General features: G+C 63.8%; 20 protein-coding genes. 7 read left to right on the forward strand and 13 right to left on the reverse strand.

The genetic code is table 11. The features are described from left to right. Positions 1–65: 65 nt before the first annotated feature. The 3 genes from NCS67_RS21950 to oxlT all read left to right on the forward strand — a co-directional run bounded on the left by NCS67_RS21950 (position 66) and on the right by oxlT (position 3,960). On the forward strand, positions 66–824 hold the full coding sequence (locus NCS67_RS21950) for a GntR family transcriptional regulator (protein ID WP_250436544.1): 759 nt from the start codon (positions 66–68) through the stop codon (positions 822–824). 134 nt (positions 825–958) lie between these two features. Next, the gene (locus tag NCS67_RS21955) at positions 959–2,578 is read left to right on the forward strand and encodes a gamma-glutamyltransferase family protein (RefSeq protein ID WP_250436545.1); all 1,620 of its coding nucleotides are present in this window, start codon (positions 959–961) and stop codon (positions 2,576–2,578) included. Positions 2,579–2,679: 101 nt separating this feature from the next. After that, positions 2,680–3,960 carry an oxalate/formate MFS antiporter gene (oxlT, locus tag NCS67_RS21960; RefSeq protein WP_250436546.1) on the forward strand — a complete coding sequence of 427 codons (1,281 nt, stop codon included), beginning with the start codon at positions 2,680–2,682 and terminating at the stop codon, positions 3,958–3,960. A 21-nt stretch (positions 3,961–3,981) separates the two neighbouring features. Here oxlT and NCS67_RS21965 read toward each other — a convergent pair whose 3' ends face one another. Beyond that, a complete protein-coding gene (locus tag NCS67_RS21965) occupies positions 3,982–4,833 on the reverse strand; it encodes a LysR substrate-binding domain-containing protein (RefSeq protein WP_250436547.1) in 852 nt (283 codons plus the stop codon). A gap of 134 nt (positions 4,834–4,967) precedes the next feature. Between NCS67_RS21965 and NCS67_RS21970 the strand changes: the two genes are divergently transcribed. Next, complete coding sequence (locus NCS67_RS21970) at positions 4,968–5,840, forward strand: DMT family transporter (RefSeq protein ID WP_250436548.1); 873 nt, start codon at positions 4,968–4,970, stop codon at positions 5,838–5,840. Between the two features lie 63 nt (positions 5,841–5,903). Here the strand turns inward: NCS67_RS21970 and NCS67_RS21975 are convergent, their stop codons facing one another. From NCS67_RS21975 to NCS67_RS22020, 10 genes are all read right to left on the reverse strand, one after another. Further along, positions 5,904–7,445 (reverse strand): amidase, encoded by a 1,542-nt coding sequence (locus tag NCS67_RS21975; protein WP_250436549.1) that lies wholly within the window; start codon positions 7,443–7,445, stop codon positions 5,904–5,906. A gap of 29 nt (positions 7,446–7,474) precedes the next feature. Next, positions 7,475–8,239 (reverse strand): SDR family NAD(P)-dependent oxidoreductase, encoded by a 765-nt coding sequence (locus NCS67_RS21980; RefSeq protein WP_250436551.1) that lies wholly within the window; start codon positions 8,237–8,239, stop codon positions 7,475–7,477. 46 nt (positions 8,240–8,285) lie between these two features. Continuing rightward, positions 8,286–8,936, reverse strand: a complete 651-nt coding sequence (locus tag NCS67_RS21985) for an ANTAR domain-containing response regulator (RefSeq protein ID WP_008348127.1) — start codon at positions 8,934–8,936, stop codon at positions 8,286–8,288. Position 8,937: 1 nt separating this feature from the next. After that, complete coding sequence (locus NCS67_RS21990; protein WP_250436553.1) at positions 8,938–10,092, reverse strand: transporter substrate-binding domain-containing protein; 1,155 nt, start codon at positions 10,090–10,092, stop codon at positions 8,938–8,940. A gap of 81 nt (positions 10,093–10,173) precedes the next feature. Further along, positions 10,174–11,160, reverse strand: a complete 987-nt coding sequence (locus NCS67_RS21995; RefSeq protein ID WP_008348131.1) for an acetamidase/formamidase family protein — start codon at positions 11,158–11,160, stop codon at positions 10,174–10,176. 12 nt (positions 11,161–11,172) lie between these two features. Next, positions 11,173–11,880, reverse strand: coding sequence for an ABC transporter ATP-binding protein (locus tag NCS67_RS22000; protein WP_008348132.1), 708 nt, complete (start codon positions 11,878–11,880; stop codon positions 11,173–11,175). After that, positions 11,877–12,587: an ABC transporter ATP-binding protein gene (locus tag NCS67_RS22005; protein ID WP_250436555.1), complete on the reverse strand. Its 711-nt coding sequence runs from the start codon at positions 12,585–12,587 to the stop codon at positions 11,877–11,879. Before NCS67_RS22005 ends, NCS67_RS22000 begins: the two co-directional genes overlap by 4 nt. Further along, positions 12,584–13,666, reverse strand: coding sequence for an ABC transporter permease subunit (locus NCS67_RS22010; RefSeq protein ID WP_250436557.1), 1,083 nt, complete (start codon positions 13,664–13,666; stop codon positions 12,584–12,586). Before NCS67_RS22010 ends, NCS67_RS22005 begins: the two co-directional genes overlap by 4 nt. 8 nt (positions 13,667–13,674) lie before the next feature. Continuing rightward, positions 13,675–14,544, reverse strand: coding sequence for an ABC transporter permease subunit (locus NCS67_RS22015; protein ID WP_250436559.1), 870 nt, complete (start codon positions 14,542–14,544; stop codon positions 13,675–13,677). 72 nt (positions 14,545–14,616) lie between these two features. Continuing rightward, entirely contained in the window at positions 14,617–15,849 is a 1,233-nt protein-coding gene (locus NCS67_RS22020; RefSeq protein WP_008348141.1) for an urea ABC transporter substrate-binding protein, read from the reverse strand. Between the two features lie 337 nt (positions 15,850–16,186). Here NCS67_RS22020 and NCS67_RS22025 point away from each other — a divergent pair, with 337 nt between their 5' ends. Both NCS67_RS22025 and NCS67_RS22030 read left to right on the forward strand, forming a co-directional pair. Further along, positions 16,187–16,996, forward strand: a complete 810-nt coding sequence (locus NCS67_RS22025) for a class II aldolase/adducin family protein (protein WP_008348142.1) — start codon at positions 16,187–16,189, stop codon at positions 16,994–16,996. A 100-nt stretch (positions 16,997–17,096) separates the two neighbouring features. Next, positions 17,097–18,401 carry an MFS transporter gene (locus tag NCS67_RS22030; protein ID WP_250436560.1) on the forward strand — a complete coding sequence of 435 codons (1,305 nt, stop codon included), beginning with the start codon at positions 17,097–17,099 and terminating at the stop codon, positions 18,399–18,401. Positions 18,402–18,410: 9 nt separating this feature from the next. On the opposite strand, the gene NCS67_RS22035 is transcribed toward NCS67_RS22030, so the two are convergent. Further along, positions 18,411–19,322, reverse strand: coding sequence for a LysR family transcriptional regulator (locus NCS67_RS22035; protein WP_008348147.1), 912 nt, complete (start codon positions 19,320–19,322; stop codon positions 18,411–18,413). Positions 19,323–19,474: 152 nt separating this feature from the next. Continuing rightward, on the reverse strand, positions 19,475–19,687 hold the full coding sequence (locus NCS67_RS22040; RefSeq protein ID WP_250436561.1) for a DUF6900 domain-containing protein: 213 nt from the start codon (positions 19,685–19,687) through the stop codon (positions 19,475–19,477). A 320-nt stretch (positions 19,688–20,007) separates the two neighbouring features. Here NCS67_RS22040 and ptsP point away from each other — a divergent pair, with 320 nt between their 5' ends. Next, the gene (ptsP, locus tag NCS67_RS22045) at positions 20,008–22,545 is read left to right on the forward strand and encodes a phosphoenolpyruvate--protein phosphotransferase (RefSeq protein ID WP_250436562.1); all 2,538 of its coding nucleotides are present in this window, start codon (positions 20,008–20,010) and stop codon (positions 22,543–22,545) included. Positions 22,546–22,568 lie beyond the last annotated feature (23 nt).

Below are 22,568 nucleotides of genomic sequence, written 5' to 3' on the forward strand. Positions count from 1 at the left end.
CAATTCTGGCGACGCGCAGCCCTTTGATAAGCTTCCCGTCCATGCACGCTACCCCGCTCACCGTTATGGCCGACGCAAGCCTTGTCAACGCGCAAGACGCCGCGCTGTCGCGCGCGGATCATGTTTATTACACGCTGCGCGAGGAAATCTTCGACATGCGGATCCTGCCCGGCGACCGGCTGACGGAAGGCGCCATTGCGGAACGCTTCGGCGTATCGCGTACGCCTGCACGCGAAGCGCTGCAACGCCTGCAAAGCGATGGCCTGATGCAAGGCTATGTGCGCGGCGGCTGGGAAGTGGTGCCCATCGACAACAAGCGTTTCGACGACCTCTACGAGATGCGTCAGATGATCGAGGTCTTCGCCGTGCGCAAGCTCTGCAATGGCGAAACGCCGCAAGCCGATCTTCACTTGCTGCTCGATGCGCTCGATCGCATCTGGCGCGTTGGCCGTGCGCGCCGGGTCGTCGATGGACGAAAGCTCGTCGAACTGGACGAATCGCTGCATCATGCGCTGGTAGCGGCCGCGGGCAACGATGAACTCACCGCGACGATGCAGCGCGTCACCGACCGTATCCGCGTGGTGCGCCGGCTCGATCTCGTGAAGGGCGATGGCATCGCGGAGACGTATGAAGAGCATGCCGCCATTCTCGATGCCATTCGTCGCGGCGACAGCGCATCGAGCGTCGAACTGGTGTCGCGTCATATCAGCGGCAGCCAAGCAAGCGTGAGCGGCCTCACGATGCGGCGCCTGCTCGCCGCCCGCACCGAAGCGGGGCGTTCGAGCGTCGCGCACGCACCGGCGCGACCGCGGCGCACCATCTGACGGCATCGCCGCACTTCCTTCAAACATGCGGCAAACCACGCTGCAAGGCATAGCCAGCAAGGTTCCATAGGGTTTTCACGGACGCCTGGCACGGAACTCGCATTGACGATTTCGTTGTATACAAGGAAACGTCGATGTCTCTGGAAGTCTCTGCTGCACTCAATCCCACACGCGGCTCGCGCGGCATGGCCGTGGCGCCGCATGCGCTTGCATCGCAAAGTGCGCTCGCCGTCCTTCGAGAAGGCGGCAACGCCGTCGAAGCGATGATCGCGGCCGCCGCCACCGTCGCGGTGGTTTATCCGCACATGAACAGCATCGGCGGAGACGGCTTCTGGCTGATCTCGCGTCCGGGTCACGCGCCGATCGGCATCGAGGCGTGCGGTGCGGCAGCGATGCGCGCCGACATCGGCACGTATCGCGCGCTGGGCCTCGACGCCATTCCTGCACGCGGCCCGCTCGCGGCCAACACCGTCGCGGGCACCGTCTCCGGTTGGGACTTCGCGCAGCGCTTCTCGAAGAACACGCTCGGCGGACGCCTACCGGTTGCGCGTCTGCTGGAAGACGCGATTCATTATGCGAAGGCGGGCATTCCCGTCACGCGCAGTCAGTCCGACTGCATGGCGGGCAAGTGCGGCGAACTCGGAAACGTGCCGGGCTTCGCGCAAACCTTCATGCCCGATGCCCGCGTGCCGCGCACCGGCGAGCGCTTCGTCAACGCGCGTCTCGCCGCAACGCTGCAACAGCTCGCCGATGCCGGTCTCGACGACTTCTATCGCGGAGATCTGGCGCGCAGCATCGCGCACGACCTGTCGTCGCTGGAAACGCTCATCACCCTCGCCGATCTCGAACGGCACACGGCTCGCGAACGTACGCCGCTCGCGCTCACGCATACGCTGGGCACCGTCTACAACATGCCGCCGCCGACGCAAGGTCTCGTGTCGCTGCTGATTCTCGGCGTGCTGGACCGCGTGCTGACCGACGACATGAACCCGCTCGGCCCCGAGTTCGTCCATGCATGCGTCGAAGCGACGAAGCTCGCCTTCAAGGTGCGCGACGAACACGTGACCGATCCGGACCACATGCGCATCGATGCCGTCACGCAACTCGATCCCGCCGCGCTCGATGCGATGGCCCGGCAAGTGTCGATGTCGCGCGCCGCGCCCTGGGGCCGTGGCCGCGGTCCCGGCGATACGGTCTGGATGGGCGTCATCGATGGCGATGGCGTTGCCGTCAGCTTCATCCAAAGCATTTATCACGAGTTCGGCAGCGGCATCGTCCTGCCGCAGTCGGGCATCAACTGGCAGAACCGGGGTTGCAGCTTTTCGCTCGATCCGTCGTCGCTCAATCCGCTGATGCCGGGCCGCCGTCCGTTCCACACGCTCAATCCCGCGCTCGCCCGTTTCGCCGATGGCCGCACGATGGTCTACGGCAACATGGGCGGCGACGGCCAGCCGCAATCGCAGAGTGCGGTGTTCTCGCGCATCGCGCGATTCGGCTGGAATCCGCAGGCCGCGATCGATGCGCCGCGCTGGCTGCTTGGCCGCACGTGGGGCCAGTCGACCGACTCGCTCAAGCTGGAAGCGCGCTTTCCCGACGAGACCATCGACGCATTGCGCGCGCTCGGTCACGACGTCGAAGTGCTCGCCGCCTACGACGAAGCGATGGGGCACGCCGGCGCAATCGTTCGGTATCCCGATGGATTATTCGAAGCCGGTCACGATCCACGCAGCGACGGCTCAGCCGCCGGCTGGTAACGCTCAACACGCTCTTGCTTCGAAGTGATCCGGTTCCGCGCTCGTCGAACCGGAGGGCACGACTCATCCTTTTTTATCCGCACATCAACCGGGGAACGCCTATGAACACACGCATCCAGACACTGCACGACGATGCGGCCGCGCCCGCGATCGCCGCTCACAACCGCTGGCTGCAACTCGGTCTCGGCCTGCTTTGCATGATGTCGATTTCGAGCCCGCAATACGTGTGGACGCTGCTGACCAAACCGCTGTCGGCGAAGCTCGGCGTGCCGCTGCCCGAGTTGCAGGTCACGTTCTCGCTGCTCATCATCCTGCAGACGTTCTTCTCGCCGTTTCAGGGCAAGCTGATCGACCGCTTCGGTCCGCGCCTGCTGATTTCGCTCGGCACCGTCATGTCGGGCCTGAGTTGGGTGCTCTCGTCGATGGCCGCGAGCACATCGATGCTGTATCTCACCTACGGTCTCGTGGGCGGGCTCGGCACGGGCATCGTGTATGTCGGCGTGGTCGGGCTGATGGTGCGCTGGTTCCCCGACCGGCGCGGCTTCGCGGCGGGCGCGGTGGCCGCGGGCTACGGCATGGGCGCAATCGTGACGACGTTCCCGATCTCGGCCTCGCTGGCGGCGCGCGGTCTCGATGCGACGCTGTGGATCTACGGCATCGCGTTCGCGGTCGTGGGCTTCGTCGCATCGCAAGGCTTGCGCGTGCCGCGTGACGAAGCGCCGGCGAAGGCATCGGCGGTGGCGGTATCGAACGTGCCGAATCTGCGTCCTTCGCAAATGATGAAGTCGCCGCTCTTCTGGCTCATGTTCGCCATGATGACGATGATGTCCACCTCGGGCCTCATGGTCACATCGCAGATGGCGACCTTCGCGGCGGACTTCGGCATCACGCAGGTCGTCGTGTTCGGCATGGCCGCGCTGCCGCTCGCGCTGACCATCGACCGCTTCACCAACGGACTCACGCGCCCGCTGTTCGGCTGGGTCTCCGACAAATTCGGCCGTGAAAACACGATGTTCTTCGCCTTTGCGCTCGAAGGCGTGGCGATGGCGCTGTGGCTCCTGACGCGTGACAACGCCGTCTTCTTCGTGCTGCTCTCGGGCGTCGTCTTCTTCGGTTGGGGCGAAATCTTCTCGCTCTTCCCGTCCACCTTGACGGATACCTTCGGCACGCGCCACGCCACCGAAAACTATGGCTGGCTGTATATCTCGCAGGGCATCGGTTCGATCTTCGGCGGACCGCTCGCGGCGCTCTTGCATCAGCACGCGGGAAGCTGGGTGCCGGTGTTCAGCGTCGGGATCACGCTCGACATCGTGACGGCCGTGCTCGCGATGTTCGTGCTGAAGCCGATGCGGGCGAAGTTTCTCCAAAGAGCCGGCGCTTGAATGCTCGAATCGTGCGCGGCGCTAAAGCCGGAACTGCTGCCGCAGCGCCGTTGCGAGCAGATCGATGGCCTCGGTTGCGCGTCCGGTGTCACCGCGCATCAACACCACCTCGTGATCGGCTACATGCGCAAGACCGTCGATCACGCGCATGTCCGCGGTGACTCTTGCCCGGTCGAGCAGCGTCACCGCGAGCCCTGATTCGACGCACGCCTTGATGACTTGCGTCGATGCGCTGTCGAGCACGACTCGCCACTTGCGCCCCGCGGCTTCCAGTGCGTCTGTCATCGCCAAACGATAGGGACACGGCTCGGCGTACAGCGCCAATGGAACCGGACGTGACTCGTCGAGCGCGAACGTCGGACTGCCGACCCAGACGGGCGTCGTCAGCGTCAATACGTTCGCCGATCTGCTTCGGTGCGCGGGCTGAACGAAGATCGCCAAGTCGAGCTTGCCGCGCGCGATCTGATCCCGCAGCTTGAAGCTCGGCGCGGTCTTCACTTCGAGCACCACGTCGGGCCAACTCGTCGCGAAGTCCGGCAGGATGTCATGAATCACATGAGCAGCGTATTCGTCGGGGATGCCGAGCACGACGCGGCCCGCCAGCCGTTTGCCCTTGATCTCGTCGATTATCCGGTCGTGAGCCGCCAGCAACTCGCCCGTGCTCGCCAGCAACCGTTTGCCCAACACGGTCAGCGTGACCGACTGATTGTCCCGCTCCAGCAATCTGCCGCCCGCAGCGGCTTCCAGACGCTGAATGTGAAGGCTGACCGCCGCCGGACTTCGGTTGACGTGCTCGGCCGCCGCCCGGAAGCGCCTCAGCCGCGCTATCGCGTGAAAGGTCCGCAGCAGTTCGATGTCTAGCACTGTGCTCATCGTGTGATCCCGGGTGGTTTAGCGTTGTTGAACGACCGGATCAGTATATTTTGATTTTCGAATCCACGGCGGCGCGCTAGTGTGGATGCATGGCGAGAACATACACAGACCAGCCCGTGCCGGGACGGAGCCCCATGCCGCTGCCTTTTCTCGAAGCGGCAATGGTGCTCACGTGGAGTTCGGGCTTCATCGGAATGCGGTTCTCCGCGGACTATGCGCCGGTCTACCTGGTGACGTTGTGGCGGTTCATCGCGCTGTCCATCGGCTTGTTTCCGTTTGTGGCGCGGGAGATGCGGCATGCGCCCAAGTCTGTTCTGATCCGGCAATCATGCATCGGCGCATTGGCGATGGCCGGCTATCTTGCGGGCGTCGCGGGTGGCGTGCAGCTTGGCGTGCCCGCCGGTCTCGCGGCCCTCATCGCGGACTTGTTGCCTGTCGGCGTGGTGCTGATGACCACGTGTCTCTTTCGCCAGCGCAGCCCGGCTGTCGTGTGGGCCGGATTAGGGCTCGGTCTTGCCGGGACGCTGATCGTCTGTCGCGATGCCCTTTCTCTCGGCAGCGCGCCCGCATGGGCCTATGGACTGCCGGTCGCGGGGATGCTATCGCTCGCGGCGGGCACCGTCTGGCAGCAACGTTCTTCGCACTGCGGCACCCTGACTCCGCTCGGCATGCTCTGGCTGCAGAGCTTGGTGTCGTGCCCGATCTTTCTCGCGTTGCAAGCATCTCAAGGCCGCATTGCACCGATGCTGTCCGCCGGTTTCGCGGCGAGCGTCGCGTGGAGCGTCATCTTCGCGACGCTCGGCGGATGCGGTCTTTACTGGGCGTGTCTGCGGCGGACATCGTCTGCTCGCGTGACGAGCGTTCTGTTCCTCAGCCCGCCCGTCACGCTGATCTGGGCATGGGCGATGTTTCGCGAGCCGCTATCGTGGCTGATGGCTCTCGGCACGGTGATATCCGGCGCGGGAATACTTCTTGTCGTCAATCGCAGCAGCGCCGATGGCGGCTAGCGCGGGATTCGTGCGGCCCGCCCGCAAAGGCGAGCCATTCGACGCACGCGCGTGCAACCCGCGTCAGGCGAGCACAGGCGCCTTCCGCTTGCCCGCGCCTTGCTCATACGCATAGGCCAACGCGAGCAAGGCGCCTTCGTCCCACTGGCGGCCCACGAAGATGAGGCCGAACGGCGAGCCCGACGCGTAATAACCCGCCGGCACCGCGACGCCCGGCAGACCCGCGATATTGATCTCGCCCACGGTCGTTTCCTGAATGGTGTCCTTGCCGTGTAGCGGCGGAAGCTCGCAACGCATCTGCGGGAAGACGAGGGCATCGAGTCGTTGCTCGTCGAACACCTTGTCGAAGATACGCAGATAGCGCGCCTTCAGTGCGACGAATTCGGGCATCTCCGGCGGCAGCGACGGATTCGCCAGCGCGGCCTTGAAATCCGCCAGGTTATGCATGAAGTTCAACACGCCGTCCGGACCGAATGCGTCTTCGTCCTGCGTGGCCTGCGCGAACTCCGCGAAGGTGTTCAGCGCCGCGCCCTTGCCGAGCCGTTCGAGATACTTCTCGACATCGTAGGGAATGGATTCGAGACCGCGCGCATCGAAATTGGCCAGCGGCGCCGTCGTCTTGCGCAAATCGGCGAAGCCCGAGCCTTGAAACGGATCGTCGATCAGCGTCGCGCCGAGCGATACCAGTTCGCCCTTCGCACGCTCGTATAACGCGGCGGCTTCGTCGGAAAGCGGCTGATTGCGCCACCCGGGACCGTAGAGCCCGATGCGTTTGCCTCGCAGCGCGTTGCCGTCCAGCGCGGCCGCATAGCCGCCTTCCGGTTGCCGGCCCACGCTCGCGAGCGTCTTCGGGTCTTCGCTCGTGTAGCCGGCGAGCACGTCGAGACACAGCGCGGCGTCTCTCACGTTGCGCGCGATCGGCCCGACGACATCGCGGTTGCCCGACAACGGCACCACGCCCGCATTCGGCACCAGACCGATGGTCGGTTTGATGCCCACGAGATCCTGCGCCGATGCGGGATTCTGGATCGATCCGCCGGTTTCCTCGGCGAGCCCGAGCACCGCCATGCCCGATGCCACCGCCGACGCCGTGCCCGCGCTGCTGCCGCCCGGCACGCGGTCGCGCATTGGGACATTGATCGTGGGGCCCGCCCAGCTATCGTTGGCGTGCGAGCCGGTGTGGCTCAGGATCGGCACGTTCGTCTTGCCGAGCAGAATCGCGCCCGCACGACGCATGCGCGCGACGACCGGCGCATCGCGCTCGGGCATCAGATCGACGCCGCCCGTCTTGCTGTACAGCTTCGACCATCCCGCGGTGGTCGGGAAGCCGACCATGTCCATCGGGTCCTTGATGACGACCGGCACGCCCGCGAGCGGCCCCAATGCTTCACCGGCCGTGCGCCGTTCGTCGATGCTGCGGGCATCGTCGAGCGCCGCCGGATTCAGAAAGATCAGCGCGTTATAGGTGCCGTTATGGCGCTCGATCCAGTCGAAGCAGGCCCGCGCCAGTTGCTCGGCCGTGAACTTGCCGCGCTTGAATCCGTCCTGCACGCTCTCGACCGTGAGGTTGACGAGATCGATGTCGATCGCACTGCGTGTTTCCATTCGATGCCCCCGTTGAGTTGCCCGGTTTGTCAGAGTTGAACGCCGCGCGTGAGCGCACCATCGACGACGATGTTCGCGCCGCTCACGAAGCTCGCCGCCGGACTCGCAACGAACGCCACCGCATTCGCGATCTCCTGCGGCTTGCCCATGCGGCCGGTCGGATTGAGCGCCAGCGCGCGTTCGAACAGCGCCGGATCGTTGTGCTCGATCCAGTCCCACACGCCGCCTTCGAAGTACACGTTGCCCGGCGAAACCGTGTTCGCGCGAATTCCCTTCGATGCGAGTTGATTCGCGAGCCCCTGCATGTAATGCACGAGCGCGGCCTTGAAGACGCCATAAGGTCCCGCAGCGAAGTCGATCTCGCGTCCCGATACGCTCGAAATCGCGACGATCGAAGCGGCCTTGCTCGCGGTGAGATACGGCATGGCGGCATCGACGAGATTGACCGTGCCGAGCAGATCGGTCTCGAACTCCTTGCGCCACGATTCGATGTCGTTGCCGATAGCAAGCGCGCTCACGTTGGCCACGAGGATATCGAGCCCGCCCCACTCCGCACCCACGCGCTCGACCCACGCCTTGAGCGCCGCGCCATCCGACACATCGACGGCCGCGCCCGATGCCCGAGCGCCGCTCAGTTCGGACAGCGCGCTCGCAGTCGCCGCGACGCTGACCGCGTCGCGTGCGCAAATGGCCACGTCGGCGCCCTCGGCAGCCAGCGTCCGCGCAATCGCGAGACCGATGCCCTTGGTTCCGCCGGTGACGATCGCCTTCAAGCCCTTCAGTTGCAGGTCCATGTTCGTCGCTCCTTTGTACGTCGATGAAAATGGCGGCACGACGCGCTCACTCCCGGTCGCGCCCGTCCTCCGTTGAAAGTCCGCGCGCGATCTGCAGGACTTCGCCCGCCTGAATGACGGAGTGGCAGATATCGTCGATGGTCACGCGCTTTTCCATCGCCTGCGCGCGCAACATGTCGTACGCTTCGCGCTCGCTCACGCGATGCATGATCATCAAAATGTTCTTGGCTTCCTGCAGATGCCGGCTGTCGAGCAGCTTCTGTTCGAGCCTCGCGATGCGTTGCGTATGCTGACGCGCGCGCCTCGCGTGATAGAGCGCCATCACCACGGTGGACAAGAGACCGGAGGCGCGAATGGGCGTCGTGACGATGCCGTCCGATCCCAGCTTGATGGCCTGATCGATGAACGTCGGGTTCTCATACGCCACCACGCAGATGACGGGCGGCGCATCCGGACCGCTCCACTCGCCCTTCGGCGCACGCTCTTCGGGCAGCAACGCGCGAAACACCAGATCGGTCTTCTCGGGCAGCGTGTCCGTGGGCGGCCAGCATCGCTCCACCTGAAAGCCCATGCGCCTCAGATGATTCGTGAGCGTCAGTCCGTCATCGTCATCGGGATGAAACACGACGACGCGCGCATTGCGCTCGAGAATCGAACCCGTCAGGCTTCGCTGGCCTCTGTCTGTTCGCGCGCTCACGTCAGTACTCTCGCGTGCTCAGCTTCGTGACCCAGTCCCCGAGCGTCTGACGCGTCATGTACGGATCGGGGCCGACGGCGAACTTGGACTCGCGCAGGATCGTGAACTGGCCGTCGGCATTCGCGCGGCCGATGCGCGGATAGAGCGCCATGTGATGATTGACCGGATCGATACGCACGCGGCCTTGCGGCGCAGCGTATTCCGAGCCGAGCAGATGCGGCATGATCGCGCCGATCTCGTCGGAGCCCGAGCGCGCGTAGGCCTCGGCGAACATGTGCATCTGATAGTACGCGGCCTCCCAGTTCATGTCGGTCGGGGTATCGGAGCCGTAGCGCGACTGATGATGCGCCACCGCGCGATGATTCTCTTCCGTGTCGATGCTCTGAAAATACGGCGCCGCCGTGATGTGCCCCGCCGCGATGCCACGCTGCATCGCGTGGATTTCCGTCTCCGATGTGTTCAGGCTGCCGATCGGCATGCGCGACGGATCGAAGTCCGCGTGCGCGTAGGCATCGTAGAGATACGGCACGGTCGCGCCGATGACCGTGCTGAAGATCCAGTCCGGCGACTTGCGCAGGATGTCCGCGACGACCTGTTCGAACTGCTCGCGCGTGGCGTCGAGCGAAAGATAGCGTTCGCCGAGGATCGCGCCTTCCGGATGCTGAAGCAGCAGCTCCTGCATGGTGCGGTTGCATTCGTACGGATAGACATAGCTCGAACCGACGAAATACACGCGCGCGCCGAACGTCTCCGTCATGAAGTCCGCGAGTTGCACGCCGTTCTGATTGGGCGACGCGCCGCTGTAGATGATGTTGTCCGAATACTCGAAGCCCTCGTACATCTGCGCGTAAATCAGCAGACGGTTGTGCTTTTCGACGACGGGCAGCATCGCCTTGCGGCTCGTCGATGTGTATCCGCCGAAAATCGTATTGACGCCGTCCTTCACGATCAGACGCTCCGCAAGCTCGCGGAACGCAGCCGGATCGGACGCGGGATCGTAGTGGACGGCGACGAGCTCGCGCCCGCCTATGCCGCCGCGCGCATTGATCTCTTCGACGGCGAGGCGCGCACCACGCCATTGAGACTGCTCGAGCAACGCGGTCGAGCCGCTCGTCGAGCACAACAGGCCCACTCGGATGGGATCGGACAAAGCCATTTCGTGACACGCTCTCGAATGCGCGCGGAACGGCGGCCCCGCGCGTGATACCAACTGCTCTGGATTCGTCTGACTGACGCGTTATTTGAGGTAGTGCTTGGCGACCATTGCGCCAACCGTATATTTTGGATCGACAAAATTGCCCAGTCGAACCTTGCCGACCTGACTCAGCATCATGTACGCGTCCCACTTGTCGAAGCCGTATTCCGCGGCCATCCACAGCACGAGTTCACGGTACGCGATGCGCGTCGCGTCTTCCAGCGGCCGCGCGCTGCCGATGCTCATCAGCGCATCTTCGTTTTCGAGGCGCGGCCAGTCGATCTGCCACTTCTTGATGAGATCGACGCGCACGGTCGTCGTGCTCTGATACTCGACGGCCGTGCCGCAGACTTCGCCGTCGCCCTGACAGGCGTGTGCATCGCCGATGAACAGCCGTCCGCCCGGCGAGCGCACCGGCAAGTACGTGATGCTGCCCGGCCCCATGTCGGGCACGTCCATGTTGCCGCCGTGATTGTCGGGGGTGAGCGAGTTGATGGAATCGATTTCGGGTGAAAGACTCAGCGTGCCGATATGCGGCTTGTACGGCAGCGTGTTGCGTTTGCTCCAGTAGACGTTTTCTTCGTCGATCTTGATCTTGCGCACCACTTCGGGCAGCGGCTCGTTCAGGAGCGCGGTGTAATCCGTGCCCGTCAATCCGCCGAAGTTCGGGATCATGCAGCAGAAGCCGTGCGGATCGTCGCCGCGCGGCGCCATCTTTTCGATGTAGACGGCGACCACATCGCCCTTCTCCGCGCCCTCGATCATGATCGGCCCGTTCTGCGGATTGAGGAACGGCACCTGCAGCACTTGCGACGGCTTGTCCGTCTCCTCCCTGATCTTGCCTTCGAACGCGTCGCGCGTTTCCACGACGACGCGATCGCCGGGCTTCACATGCAAGACCGGCTGCGAGTACGGGCCGATCGTGTAGTGATACGTCTTCTGCATTTCCTCGGTCAGATGGTGTTCCACCGGCTCGCGATCGGCGCCGACGCCACGCTTCATCATGATCGAGTCTTCAAGCCATTTCATGTTTCGTCTCCGTCACAGTGCCAGATACTGGCGAATCAGTTGTTCGTCCGCGAGCTGCGCGGGGCTCAGCGTCTCGACGATGCGGCCCTTGTCCATCACGCAGCAGCGCGTCGCGATGCGTTCGACCATCCCCATGTCCTGCTCGACCAGCACCACGCCGATGCCCGTTTCACGCGCGATCTGCTGAAGCGTCTCGCCGATCAGATCGACGATCGATGGCTGGATGCCTTCGGAGGGCTCATCGAGCAATACCACTTTCGGCGAACTGATGAGCGCCCGCGCGATCGCGAGCTGCTGCTGTTCGCCGCCGCTCATGGTTCCGGCCTTCTGCTGGTAGCGCTTCTTCAGAATCGGAAAATAGCCGACCACCTTGTCCTTCATCTGCGCCGCCTGCGCGCGATTCGCCTGCGCGCCGACCTGCAGGTTTTCCGCGACCGTCAACGCGCCGAAAATCTCGCGGCCTTGCGGCACGTAGCCCATGCCCTTCTGCGCGCGAACATACGGCTTTTCGTGGCCGATGGATTCGCCATCGAGTTCGATGCTCCCCGCATCGAGATCGATCAGCCCGATCAACGCGCGCATCAGCGTCGTCTTGCCGACGCCGTTGCGCCCGATGAGCGCCAGCACTTCGCCCGCCCCGACGCTCAACGACACGCCGTTGAGAACGCGTCCGCCGCCGTATCCCGCTTCCACGCCCGACACTTGAAGCAACGCGCTCATTTCTTCTTCCCCAGATAGACTTCCGCGACATCGTCGCGTGCGAGGATCTCGTCGAGCGGGCCATCGGCGAGCAGGCTTCCTCCGTGCAACACCGTCACGCGCGACGCGATCTGCTTGACGAAGGTCATGTCGTGCTCGACCACCATCATCGTGAGACCCGCAGCCGACAGACGCTTGATGAGCTCGCCGGTCGCATGGGTTTCCTCGACGGACATGCCGGCGACGGGTTCATCGAGAAAGAGCAGCTTCGGACGCAGCGATACGGCCATCGCGATTTCGAGCCATTGCTTCTTGCCGTGCGACAGATTGCGCGCGAGCACATGTTCCTCGTTTTCCAGCATGAAGCGCTGCAAGAGTTCATCGAGGCTTTCGGGGCGATCGTCCTTCGCGCGATGCAGCGACAGTTGCAAGTGCTGACGCACGCTCAGGTCCGGGAACACGCCGGGAATTTGAAACTTGATGCTCATGCCCATGCGAATGCGTTCGTGCGGCAGCACATGACTCATGTCCTGGCCGAGAAATATCACGCTGCCTTCCGACGGCCGGTGCTCCCCCGTGATGAGCTTGAAGAACGTGCTCTTGCCCGCGCCGTTCGGCCCGATCACGCAGCGAATCTCGCCTGCATCGATGCGGAAGTCGATGCCGTTGATGACGTGCGCGCCGCCGAAGTGCTTCTTGAGTCCGCGCGTTTCCAGCAGCGTGGTCATGACTTGCCCTCCTCCCGTTTGAGACATGCGCCGCCGCGAGGCGCATCCTGACCCGCGCGGCCCTGCATGCGCCGCAGATGCCGCGCGACGAACGGCAGCAGACCTTCCGGCGCCGCGAGCACGACGATCAACAGGATCGCGCCGAGCAGGATCAGCGCGTACTGGCTGCCGTACACCGCGAGATTCTGCGAAAGCCACACGAGGAGCGCCGTGCCGAGAATGGTCCCGCCGATGCTCTTTCTGCCCGACGTCGCCACCCAGATCACAGGCATGGCGGCGGACGTGAGGCCCATCGTCGAGGGCGTGATGTAGGAACCCCAGATCGTGTACAGGGCGCCCGACAATCCGCCGAGCGTGCAGCCGAGCACGAACACGAGCAACTGATGCCGGCGGATATCGACGCCCAGCATCTCGGCGCGCTGCGGATTCTCGCGAATGGCGATGAGCGTGAGGCCGAACGTGCCGTCGAGCAGCTTGCGCATCGCGGCATAGACGACGATCAGCAGAATCAGCACGAGGTAGTAGAAGCTCGCGTTTTCCAGCGTGAGCGGTCCGCCCGGCCAGGGAACCGTGAGCGGCGGCATGCCGCCCATGCCGTTGTAGCCGTTCAGGCGCGCTTCGCCGATCGCCCATTGCGGACCGGCCGTCTGCGACATGAACGTTTCGAGCACGAGCGTCACCGACAACGTGACGATGCCGATGAACACGCCCTTGATGCGGCCATAGAAGATCATGTAGCCGATCAGCGCCGCCGCGACGATGCTCACCACCAGTCCCGCGCCGAGACCGAGCCACGAATCGAACCAGGCATCGCCGTAATTCAGCGTGAAGATGCCGTAGCTGTAGCCCGCCAATCCGAAGAAGGCGGTCTGCCCGAAGGACAGGATGCCGCCATAGCCCCACATTGCGGCGAGGCCGACCGCGCCGAACGCCCACAACAGGCAGTACGCGAGATTGCCGCTCGTGGTGGCATCCACGACGAGCGGCAGCGTGAGCGCCACGAGCCAGGGCACGTAGTGCGCCGCGCGAGTCGTGGCGCTCGCGGGAGATAGCCGCGAAGGCTCTTTCGTTTGCTTCACATTGCCTCCTAGCGCGCGCGGGAAAAGAGGTTGCCGAGACCTTGCGGCATCAGCCGGATCACGACGATGACCGTCACCAGCAGGCCGATCTGCCCGAACAACTGACCATACGAGGCCGTGAGCGCGGTCTGGATGACGGCGAGCACGGCCGCGGCGGGCGTCGTCCCCGCGATCACGTTCGCGCCGCCGACGACCACCGACACGAACGCCTGCACGATGAAGTTGCTGCCCATCGTCGGCACGGCGGTCATGGTCGGCGCATAGAGCGCGCCGGTCAGGCCCGCGAGTCCCGCGCCGAGCGCGAACGTCAGCGTATAGAGACGGTCCGTGCGCAGGCCGAGACATTGCGCGATGCTGGCGTTCTGGATCGTCGCGCGGGCGCAGACGCCGTAGTTCGTCTTGAAGAACAGCAGATAGAGCGCGAACAGGATGGCCAGGGCGATGCCGGGCAGCACGGCGCGGTACGTCGAAAACGAATAATCGCCGAGCGAGAACGATCCGAACGGCGTGCCGATGCCTTCTATCGAAGGTCCGGCGACGAGCAGCATGGTCTGCTGCACGATGAGGCTGATTGCCCACGTCGCCACCACGGAATCGAACAAGCGGTCGTACAGGTGGCGAATCACGAGCCGCTCGATCACCACGCCCGCGAGCGCCGCCGCGAGCGCCCCGAGCAGCATGGCGAGAGGAAGCGGCAAGCCGCGCTTGGCCGCGATGATCGTCACGTAGGCGCCGCACATGATGAACTCGCCATGCGCGAGATTGATGACGCCCATCATGCCGAAGATGACCGCGAGACCGAGCGCCGCGAGCACCAGATAGGCGAAGCTGTCGCCGAACTGATAGACGAGCGAATAGAGAACCGAAAAGGTGGCCATGCATGCTCCACGTTCAAGAGACCTGCGCGCGCCCGTCGTGTGCGGCGCGCGCGCCGGCCCGGATCAGGACGATCAGGACTTCTTGGGCAGGTTCGACGGCGTGTACTGGCGATGATCCGGCTTGTTGGGCAGATCGCAGCCCACCTTGCCGAGCCAGTACGGCTGGACGTCGTCCCAGACCTTCGGAATATCGACCGAGTGATCGTCCTTCACATGCACGAGGTAAATGGTGTGGCTCGCGTGATGGCTCTTCGGGTCCATGCACACCTTGCCCTGCGCGCCTTCCGTGCAGATGCCGCTTTCGAGCGCCTTGCGCACCGCGTCCTGATTCGTCGTTTTGGCTTTTTCGACGGCGGCCTTGTAGAGATAGATGGCGTCGTACGCGTTCGCTGCTTCCTGATTGATGTACGGCTCGTTCGGGAACTTCGCGTGGAAGCGCTTCTTGAAGTCGTTGCTGGCGGGCGTATCGACTTCTTCGACGTAGTTCGCCGTCACGTACATGTCCTTCAGCGCAGGCGGTTTGAAGCGCTTGTGCTCATACGCCTGACCGACGTTGACCGAACTCGCCATCGGCAGATTCAGATGTGCCGACGCCTGCTGCTCGTAGTACGACGCCTGATTCGCGCCGACCAGCAACGTCACCACGAAGTCGGGCTTCGCCTTCTGGATGTTCTGGATCGTCTGTCCGAACTGCGATACCGACAGCGGAATGAATTCCTCGCCGGCCATCGTGCCGCCGTTCTCCTTGACGATGTTGCGGACCCACTCGGCGGAAATCTGCCCGAAGTTGTAGTCGGCGGCGATGGTGTACACCTTCTTGCCGTACTTCTGCATCATCCACGGGATCAGCGTCGAGAATTGCTGTTCGGGCACGGCGCCCGTGACGAACGTGTTGGTATCGCACACGCCGCCTTCGTACTGATTGTCGTACCAGTAAAGCTGTTTCGCGCGGTCCATGATCGGCCGAATCGCTTCGCGAGATGCGCTCGAGAATGCGCCGAAGATCACATCGGGCTTGTCCGTCTGAACGAGACGCCGTGCCAGTTCCTGGAACTTGGTGTTGTCGGATTGCGTGTCGTAGGCGATCAGCGAGACAGGACGTCCGAGGATGCCGCCCTTCGCGTTGATCTCATCGACTGCGAGTTGCGTGGCGTGAATTTTCGGAATGGTCGCCAGTGCGAAGTTTCCCGAGGCATCTTCCAGCAGGCCGATCTTCACGGGATCGGCGGCACTCGATGCGAGCGAAGTCAGTGCAAGTCCTGCGGTAAGGGCGAGACGCATCCAGCCCGACGGCTTCAGCAACATGCGGATTCTCCAGAAATGAGCGCTAGAACAGGGGGAAAAACGCGGACAAAAAAAAGCCCCCTGACGAACCGCGGGTTCGTCAGGGGGCTTCTGTGCCGGATCCTCGGGCGGACATCTTTGTCAGGCCGCGAGGTATGGAACCCAGTCTAATGCGTCAAATTTTTCCTTGTCAACGGTGGACAAAAATCGCCGGATGGCCGAAATCGCACGCGCGGCACAGGCGCCGGTGAAGCGGCGGGCCGGACGATATGCATAAATCCTATTCCGGATAGCCCCTGAATCCGCCGAAAGTCCGCTTCTATACTGGCATTCCATACCTTCACGAGGAGACGAAACGATGTTGATGGACGCCAAGGACTCGGTCTACAGTCCGACACAGGACGACCTGATTTTTCCGCAAGAACCGACGTTTTCGAGTTCCGCCGAGGAACGCCGCTATCGCAAGGAGCATCTCGCGGCCGCGTGCCGGATCTTCGCGCGTCATGGCTTCAGCTTCGGCTTCGGAGGCCATCTGACGGTGCGCGATCCCGAGCATCCGGAGCTTTTCTGGACCAATCCGATGTGCGTGCCGTGGTCGCGCACGAAGACATCGCAACTGGTGCTCGTCGATCATTCGGGCACGGTGATCGAAGGCAAGTACGCCGTGAATCGCGCGGGCTATGTGCTGCATTCGGCGATTCACGCGGAGAACCCCGACATCATCGGCTCGTGTCACGCGCATACCGTCAACGGCGACGCCTGGGCCGCGATGGGCAAGCCGCTCGACTACGTGACGCAGGACGCGTGCATGTTCTACGGCAGCCATACGGTGGTGCGCGATGGCGCGGGCAAGGTGCCGGTCGCGAATGAATCGGGCAATCCGATCGCGCGCGCCTTCAACGATCACAAGGCCATCATCCACCAGAATCACGGGCTGCTGACCGCGAGCCGTCACAGTATCGACGATGCCGTGTGGACGTTCATCGCGCTCGATCATTGCTGCAGGATGCAACTGCTGATGGACGCGGCCGAGTCGCGCCCGATCGAGATCGATCCGGAGTTCGCGGAGTATTCGCATCGCCATCTGGGCAATTCGTTCATCAGCTGGCTGCATTTCCAGACCATGCTCTACGAAATCAACGAGCAGGAGCCGGATTACCTCGACTGACCCATCGGTGTGCGAGGTACGGCGGCGGCATGCGCCATGTCGCAACTTGCCCGCGCATGCCGCCCGAGAGCGCTCAAGAAAATCTATATTGGAGACACGCATGGACGCGCTATATGGCGAAGAAGCCGTCAGACAGACGGACATGAGCCGCACTTACTACCGAGCCTACTGGCGGCTGTTGCCGCTATTGCTGATCTGTTATCTCGTTGCCTATCTCGACCGCGTCAACGTTGGCTTTGCGAAACTGCAGATGCTCGACGCACTGCGTTTCGACGACGCGATCTACGGCCTCGGCTCGGGCATCTTCTTCGCGGGCTACTTCTTCTTCGAGGTGCCGAGCAACCTCATCATGCGCCGTGTCGGCGCGCGTAAGTGGATCGCCCGCATCATGCTGACGTGGGGCGTCATCTCGGCGGCGATGATCTTCGTGCAGACGCCGATGCAGTTCTACGTCGCGCGCTTTCTGCTCGGCGCCGCCGAAGCCGGTTTCGCGCCCGCGATCATGTATCTGCTCACGCTGTGGTTTCCGGCCCGCTATCGCGGCCGCGCGATGTCCATCTACGTGATGGGCGCGCCGCTCGCGTTCGTCGTCGGCGGTCCGATCTCCGGCTACATCCTGCATGCGTTCTCCGGCAACGCGCATATGGCTGCGTGGCAATGGCTTTTTCTGATCGAAGCGATTCCGGCCGTCGTGCTCGCGTTCGTCGTGCTTGCCTTTCTCGATGACGATCCCGCGCGCTCGCGATGGATCAGCGAGGACGAGCGCTCGAACGTGCTGGCCGAAATTCGCGCGGAGAACGCCGGCAAGATCGATCATCCGAGCGTGCGCGCGTTTCTCGCCAACCGGAAGCTGTGGTGGTTCTGCGCTATCTTCTTCTGCCTCATCATGGGCCTCTACGCGCTCGGCTTCTGGATGCCCTCGCTCATCAAGCGCAGCGGCGTGACCGATCCGTTGTCCATCGGCCTGTATTCGGCGGTGCCGAACGTCGTGGCGGCGATCGCGCTGTTCGTGTCGAATCGCAGCGCCGACCGCACCGGCGGACGCCGCGCGCATTTCGCCCTCTTCATGCTGATCGGCGCGGTTGGACTGGCCACGAGCATGTGGCTTTCGGCAGGCCCGATCATGACGACGCTATGTCTGTCGATCGCGGCGGCGGGCGTCTATTCGTGCGTCGCGCTCTTCTGGGCGCTGCCGACGAGCCTCTTCGTCGGCGCATCGGTCGCGGCGGCGCTCGCGTTCATCAATTCGGTCGGGAATATCGCGGGCTTCGTATCGCCTTATCTCGTCGGCATGCTCAATGTGATGGTCGGTCACGCGGAAATCGGCATGTACGTGATCTCCGCGTTTCTCGTGCTCGGCGCGGCGATGACCATGCGTCTGCCGAAGACGCTCGACGACAAGTGAAACGCCGGCTCAGGCGGCCCACGGCGGCCGCTTGAGCCTTTCCGTCACGTAGTCGATGAACGCCCGCACACGCGGATGCAGCGACGAGTCGCGCGGATACAGCGCATAGATCGCGGTTTCGTCCTTCGGCTGGAAGTCGGTCAAGAGCGGCACGAGCATGTTGCTGCGAATCGACGGAAGCACCATATGCTCGGCCATGCGCGTGATGCCGACGCCAGCGAGGCACATGTACACCGAGCTCACGCCGCTGCTCGTCTGAAAGTTGCCGTCGATGAGCATGGACGTGCGCTCGCCATCGACCATGAAGGGCCAATGGTTGAGATGATCCATCGGCGGCTCCCACATCAGGCAATTGTGGTTGACGAGATCCGCCGGCACCGAAGGCACGCCGTGCCGCGCGATATACGAAGGCGACGCGGTCACGACGCGTTGCAGATGACACAGCTTGCGGCTGACGAGATTCGAGTCCTGCAGGCTTCCCATGCGGATCGCGACATCGAATCCTTCGCCGATCACATCCGCGAGCGTATCCGACAGCGACAGGCGCACCCGCAGGCCGGGATAGCGCTCCAGAAAGCCCGGAATGAGCGGCACGATCTGATCCATGCCGAACGAAGTCGCGACCGTCACGCGGATACTGCCGGTCATGTGCTGACCCGCGCGCGCGAGTTGGGCTTCGCCGGTGTCGATGTCGTCGAGAATGCGCTTGCACAGCGCGAGATATTCGTTGCCTTCCTGCGTGACCTGCAGACTGCGCGTCGAGCGCCTGAGCAGCGCGACGCCGAGGCGCTTTTCGAGCGCCGAGACCGCGCGGCTGACATACGGCTGCTGAAGGTTGAGCATGAGCGCCGCAGCGGTGAATCCGCCGGTTTCCGCGACGGCCTTGAAAATCCTCATTTCGACGAGGCGTTCGTCCTTCATGTACTCGGTGCGGCCTAAGCGATGATCAACCAGCGATCTTAGCCAGCGGCTGCTTACTTCTATATCGGGAGTTGCACGGGTATGGATTCCCGGCGGATTCGAGCGGCTCGAGCACGGGCTCGCGACCTCAGAAACCGTCTCGCCAACCGTCTTCAGACGGTGCTCGCCGCGCGCTTCACGCCGTTTCCGACCAAAAGACCCAAGTCGTAAGCGCGTTCGAGCGCGCGCCCGATTTCGTCGACGCGACACATGCGGATGTCCGCGCTCGGCTTGCCGATCGGATCGAACGATTGAATGCCTAGCTCGTCGCGCGCGATTGTCAACAGCGGCTCCCAATAAGCTTCAGTCTTGTTGCGGTAGGTCATGGTTTGCGCTCCTTTCTCTTGCATTTGTTACTTAACAAGCTTAGTAGCGCGAGCCCCCGTTACCTGCGACGGATCGCCGCGATTCGAATGTCGTCTCTAGAAATCGTCATTGCGCCGCGAAACAATAGCGCGCTTTTTGCCGCCACTGCTCTTGAAAGCAGAACGCGGCGTTTCAGAATCCGAATCGATGTGGGCATTCCGGCACGTACTGCGTGCTTTTGCGAACGCACATCCATTCGGTCAGCGAATCATGGAGCCGTTGCCTATGATTGATCTCAGGCCGGTTCCAGCTCATCGTCAAAGGACAAGGAGTCGTTCACATGAAAGCTCCTCAACGTTTGGCACGAATCGAGTTGATAGCGCCGTTGTCAGGCGTGATGGTCCAACTCGACACCGTGCCCGATCCAGTTTTCGCGCAGAAGATGGTCGGCGACGGCGTATCGATCGATCCCACTTCGGACGAATTGCTCGCCCCGCTCTCGGGGACAGTCACGCAGCTGCATCGAGCGGCGCACGCGGCGACGATCACCGGCGAAAGCGGTCTCCAGGTGCTGATCCACATCGGCCTCGACACCGTGATGCTGCGCGGGGAAGGCTTCACGCCGCTCGTCAAGGAAGGCGACACCGTCACGACCGGCCAGCCGCTGATCCGCTTCGATCCGGTCGTCGTCGGCGCGCGGGCCGTGAGCCTGCTCACGCAGATGGTCATCGCCAACGGTGAGCTCGTGACCCGCTACGTGCCCGCCACGGGCCTCGTCACGGCGGGCAAGGACGTCGCGTTGACGGTCGAATTCGTCGGCGCCGCCGCGGACGACGCGAGCGGCGGCCCAGCAGGCGCCATCCGGTCAGACGAAATCACGCTGCCGAATCCGCAAGGCCTGCACGCGCGGCCCGCTGCGGTATTTGCCGCCGAAGCCAAGAAATACAAATCCGACATTCGCGTCCTGCGCGGCGACGACAGCGCGAACGCGAAATCCGTCGTCGCGCTGATGGCGCTCGCGACGAGCTTCGGCGACAAATTGCGCGTCGAGGCCGCCGGCCCCGATGCCGGCGAAGCCGCCGCCGCGCTCGCGCGCCTGCTCGCGTCGGGCTCGGGCGAAAAGCCCGGCGACGCGCCCGCGCCCGCCGTTGCCGTTGCCGCGTCCGAACCGGTCGCACCGGCGCGCGCCCCGTCCACGAACGCCAACGAATTCACGGGCGTATCCGCGTCGCCGGGACTCGCGGTCGGCAAGATCGTGCAGTTCCGCCGCGAAGTCATCGACGTGGCCGAGGCGGGCGAATCGCCGCAACGCGAACGCGCACGGCTCGACGCCGCGCATCACGAAGCGCGTCAGCAAATCGAGGCGCTGAAGGCGAATCTGACCGATCCGTCGAAGGCGCAGATCCTCGACGCGCACCTCGAACTGCTCGACGATCCCGATCTCACCGACGCGGCCATCGCCGGCATCAGCGACGGCAAGAGCGCGGGTTTTGCGTGGCGCGCCGCGTTCGAGACGCAGGCGAGCAATCTGGAGAGGGTCGACAACGCGCTTCTGCGCGAGCGTGCGGGCGATATCCGCGATGTCGGCCGCCGCGTGCTGGCGCTGCTCGCGGGCGTAAAGCAGGCGCATATCGACGTGGCGGACGAATCGATCCTCATCGCCGAGGAGCTTTCGCCCTCGGACACGGCCTCGCTCGATCGCAGCAAGGTGCTCGGTTTCTGCACGACGACCGGCGGCGCGACGAGTCACGTCGCGATTCTGGCGCGCTCGCTCGGCATTCCGGCGATCTGCGGCATCGACGAAGATGCGCTGCAATTGCCCGATGGCACGCTCGTCGTGCTCGACGGTTCTCACGGCAGCCTGCGGCGCAATCCCAGTGCGGACGATCTGGCCAAGGCGCGCGAGCGCATCGACCGTCAGACGAAAAAGCGCGAGGAAGAGAAAGTCGCCGCGAGCAAGCAGGCCGTCACGGCGGACGGGCATCGCGTCGAGGTCGTTGCAAATATCCGGAATGCGCAGGAAGCGCGCGATGCGGTCGCGGCGGGCGCGGAAGGCGTCGGACTGCTGCGTTCCGAATTTTTGTTCGATAACCGCGACACCGCGCCGTCGGAAGACGAACAGGCCGCCGAATATTGCGCCGTGGCCGAAGCGCTCGGCCGCGAGCGTCCGCTCGTCGTGCGAACGCTCGACGTCGGCGGCGACAAACCGCTGTCGTACCTGCCGCTGCCGAAAGAGGACAACCCGTTCCTCGGGCTGCGCGGCGTGCGCGTGAGCCTCGATCGTCCCGATATGTTCCGCACGCAATTGCGCGCGATTTTGCGGGCCGCGCCGATCGGCAATCTGCACATCATGTTCCCGATGGTCGCGTCCATCGAGGAAGTGCGCGCGGCCAAGCGGCTTCTTCAGGAAGAAGCCGGCGATCGCATCGACAGCGTCAAGGTCGGCGTGATGATAGAAGTGCCGTCCGCCGCGCTCATCGCCGAGCCGCTCGCGCGCGAAGTCGATTTCTTTTCCATCGGCACCAACGATCTGACGCAGTACACGGTCGCGATGGATCGCGGACATCCGAAGCTCGCGAAACAGGCGGACGCGCTGCATCCGGCGGTGCTGCGTCTGATCGGCATGACCGTCGATGGCGCGCACAAGCATGGCAAGTGGGTCGGCGTGTGCGGCGGCATCGCGTCCGATGCGATGGCGGTGCCGGTGCTCGTCGGCCTCGGCATCGACGAGCTGTCGGTCAGCGTGCCTGCCGTCGGCTCGATCAAGGCGCAACTCGCGCGCCTCACGATGGACGAAGCCCGCCAGCTCGCGGCAAAGGTAATCACGTTGGGCACGGCCGCCGAAGTGCGCGCCCTGCTCGCCCCGTACGCGGAATAAGCGGAACAAGCGGAGACAAAAAA

This window comes from Caballeronia sp. ATUFL_F2_KS9A (genome assembly GCF_023630765.1).
Taxonomy (GTDB): Bacteria; Pseudomonadota; Gammaproteobacteria; order Burkholderiales; family Burkholderiaceae; genus Caballeronia; species Caballeronia zhejiangensis.

Coding starts and splice junctions, on each gene's coding strand:
- NCS67_RS21950 (WP_250436544.1), top strand. CDS start 66: ATGGCCGACGCAAGCCTTGTCAACGCGCAAGACGCCGCGCTGTCGCGC.
- NCS67_RS21955 (WP_250436545.1), top strand. CDS start 959: ATGTCTCTGGAAGTCTCTGCTGCACTCAATCCCACACGCGGCTCGCGC.
- oxlT (WP_250436546.1), top strand. CDS start 2,680: ATGAACACACGCATCCAGACACTGCACGACGATGCGGCCGCGCCCGCG.
- NCS67_RS21965 (WP_250436547.1), bottom strand. CDS start 4,833: ATGAGCACAGTGCTAGACATCGAACTGCTGCGGACCTTTCACGCGATA.
- NCS67_RS21970 (WP_250436548.1), top strand. CDS start 4,968: ATGCCGCTGCCTTTTCTCGAAGCGGCAATGGTGCTCACGTGGAGTTCG.
- NCS67_RS21975 (WP_250436549.1), bottom strand. CDS start 7,445: ATGGAAACACGCAGTGCGATCGACATCGATCTCGTCAACCTCACGGTC.
- NCS67_RS21980 (WP_250436551.1), bottom strand. CDS start 8,239: ATGGACCTGCAACTGAAGGGCTTGAAGGCGATCGTCACCGGCGGAACC.
- NCS67_RS21990 (WP_250436553.1), bottom strand. CDS start 10,092: ATGGCTTTGTCCGATCCCATCCGAGTGGGCCTGTTGTGCTCGACGAGC.
- NCS67_RS21995 (WP_008348131.1), bottom strand. CDS start 11,160: ATGAAATGGCTTGAAGACTCGATCATGATGAAGCGTGGCGTCGGCGCC.
- NCS67_RS22000 (WP_008348132.1), bottom strand. CDS start 11,880: ATGAGCGCGTTGCTTCAAGTGTCGGGCGTGGAAGCGGGATACGGCGGC.
- NCS67_RS22005 (WP_250436555.1), bottom strand. CDS start 12,587: ATGACCACGCTGCTGGAAACGCGCGGACTCAAGAAGCACTTCGGCGGC.
- NCS67_RS22015 (WP_250436559.1), bottom strand. CDS start 14,544: ATGGCCACCTTTTCGGTTCTCTATTCGCTCGTCTATCAGTTCGGCGAC.
- NCS67_RS22020 (WP_008348141.1), bottom strand. CDS start 15,849: ATGTTGCTGAAGCCGTCGGGCTGGATGCGTCTCGCCCTTACCGCAGGA.
- NCS67_RS22025 (WP_008348142.1), top strand. CDS start 16,187: ATGTTGATGGACGCCAAGGACTCGGTCTACAGTCCGACACAGGACGAC.
- NCS67_RS22030 (WP_250436560.1), top strand. CDS start 17,097: ATGGACGCGCTATATGGCGAAGAAGCCGTCAGACAGACGGACATGAGC.
- NCS67_RS22035 (WP_008348147.1), bottom strand. CDS start 19,322: ATGAAGGACGAACGCCTCGTCGAAATGAGGATTTTCAAGGCCGTCGCG.
- NCS67_RS22040 (WP_250436561.1), bottom strand. CDS start 19,687: ATGACCTACCGCAACAAGACTGAAGCTTATTGGGAGCCGCTGTTGACA.
- ptsP (WP_250436562.1), top strand. CDS start 20,008: ATGAAAGCTCCTCAACGTTTGGCACGAATCGAGTTGATAGCGCCGTTG.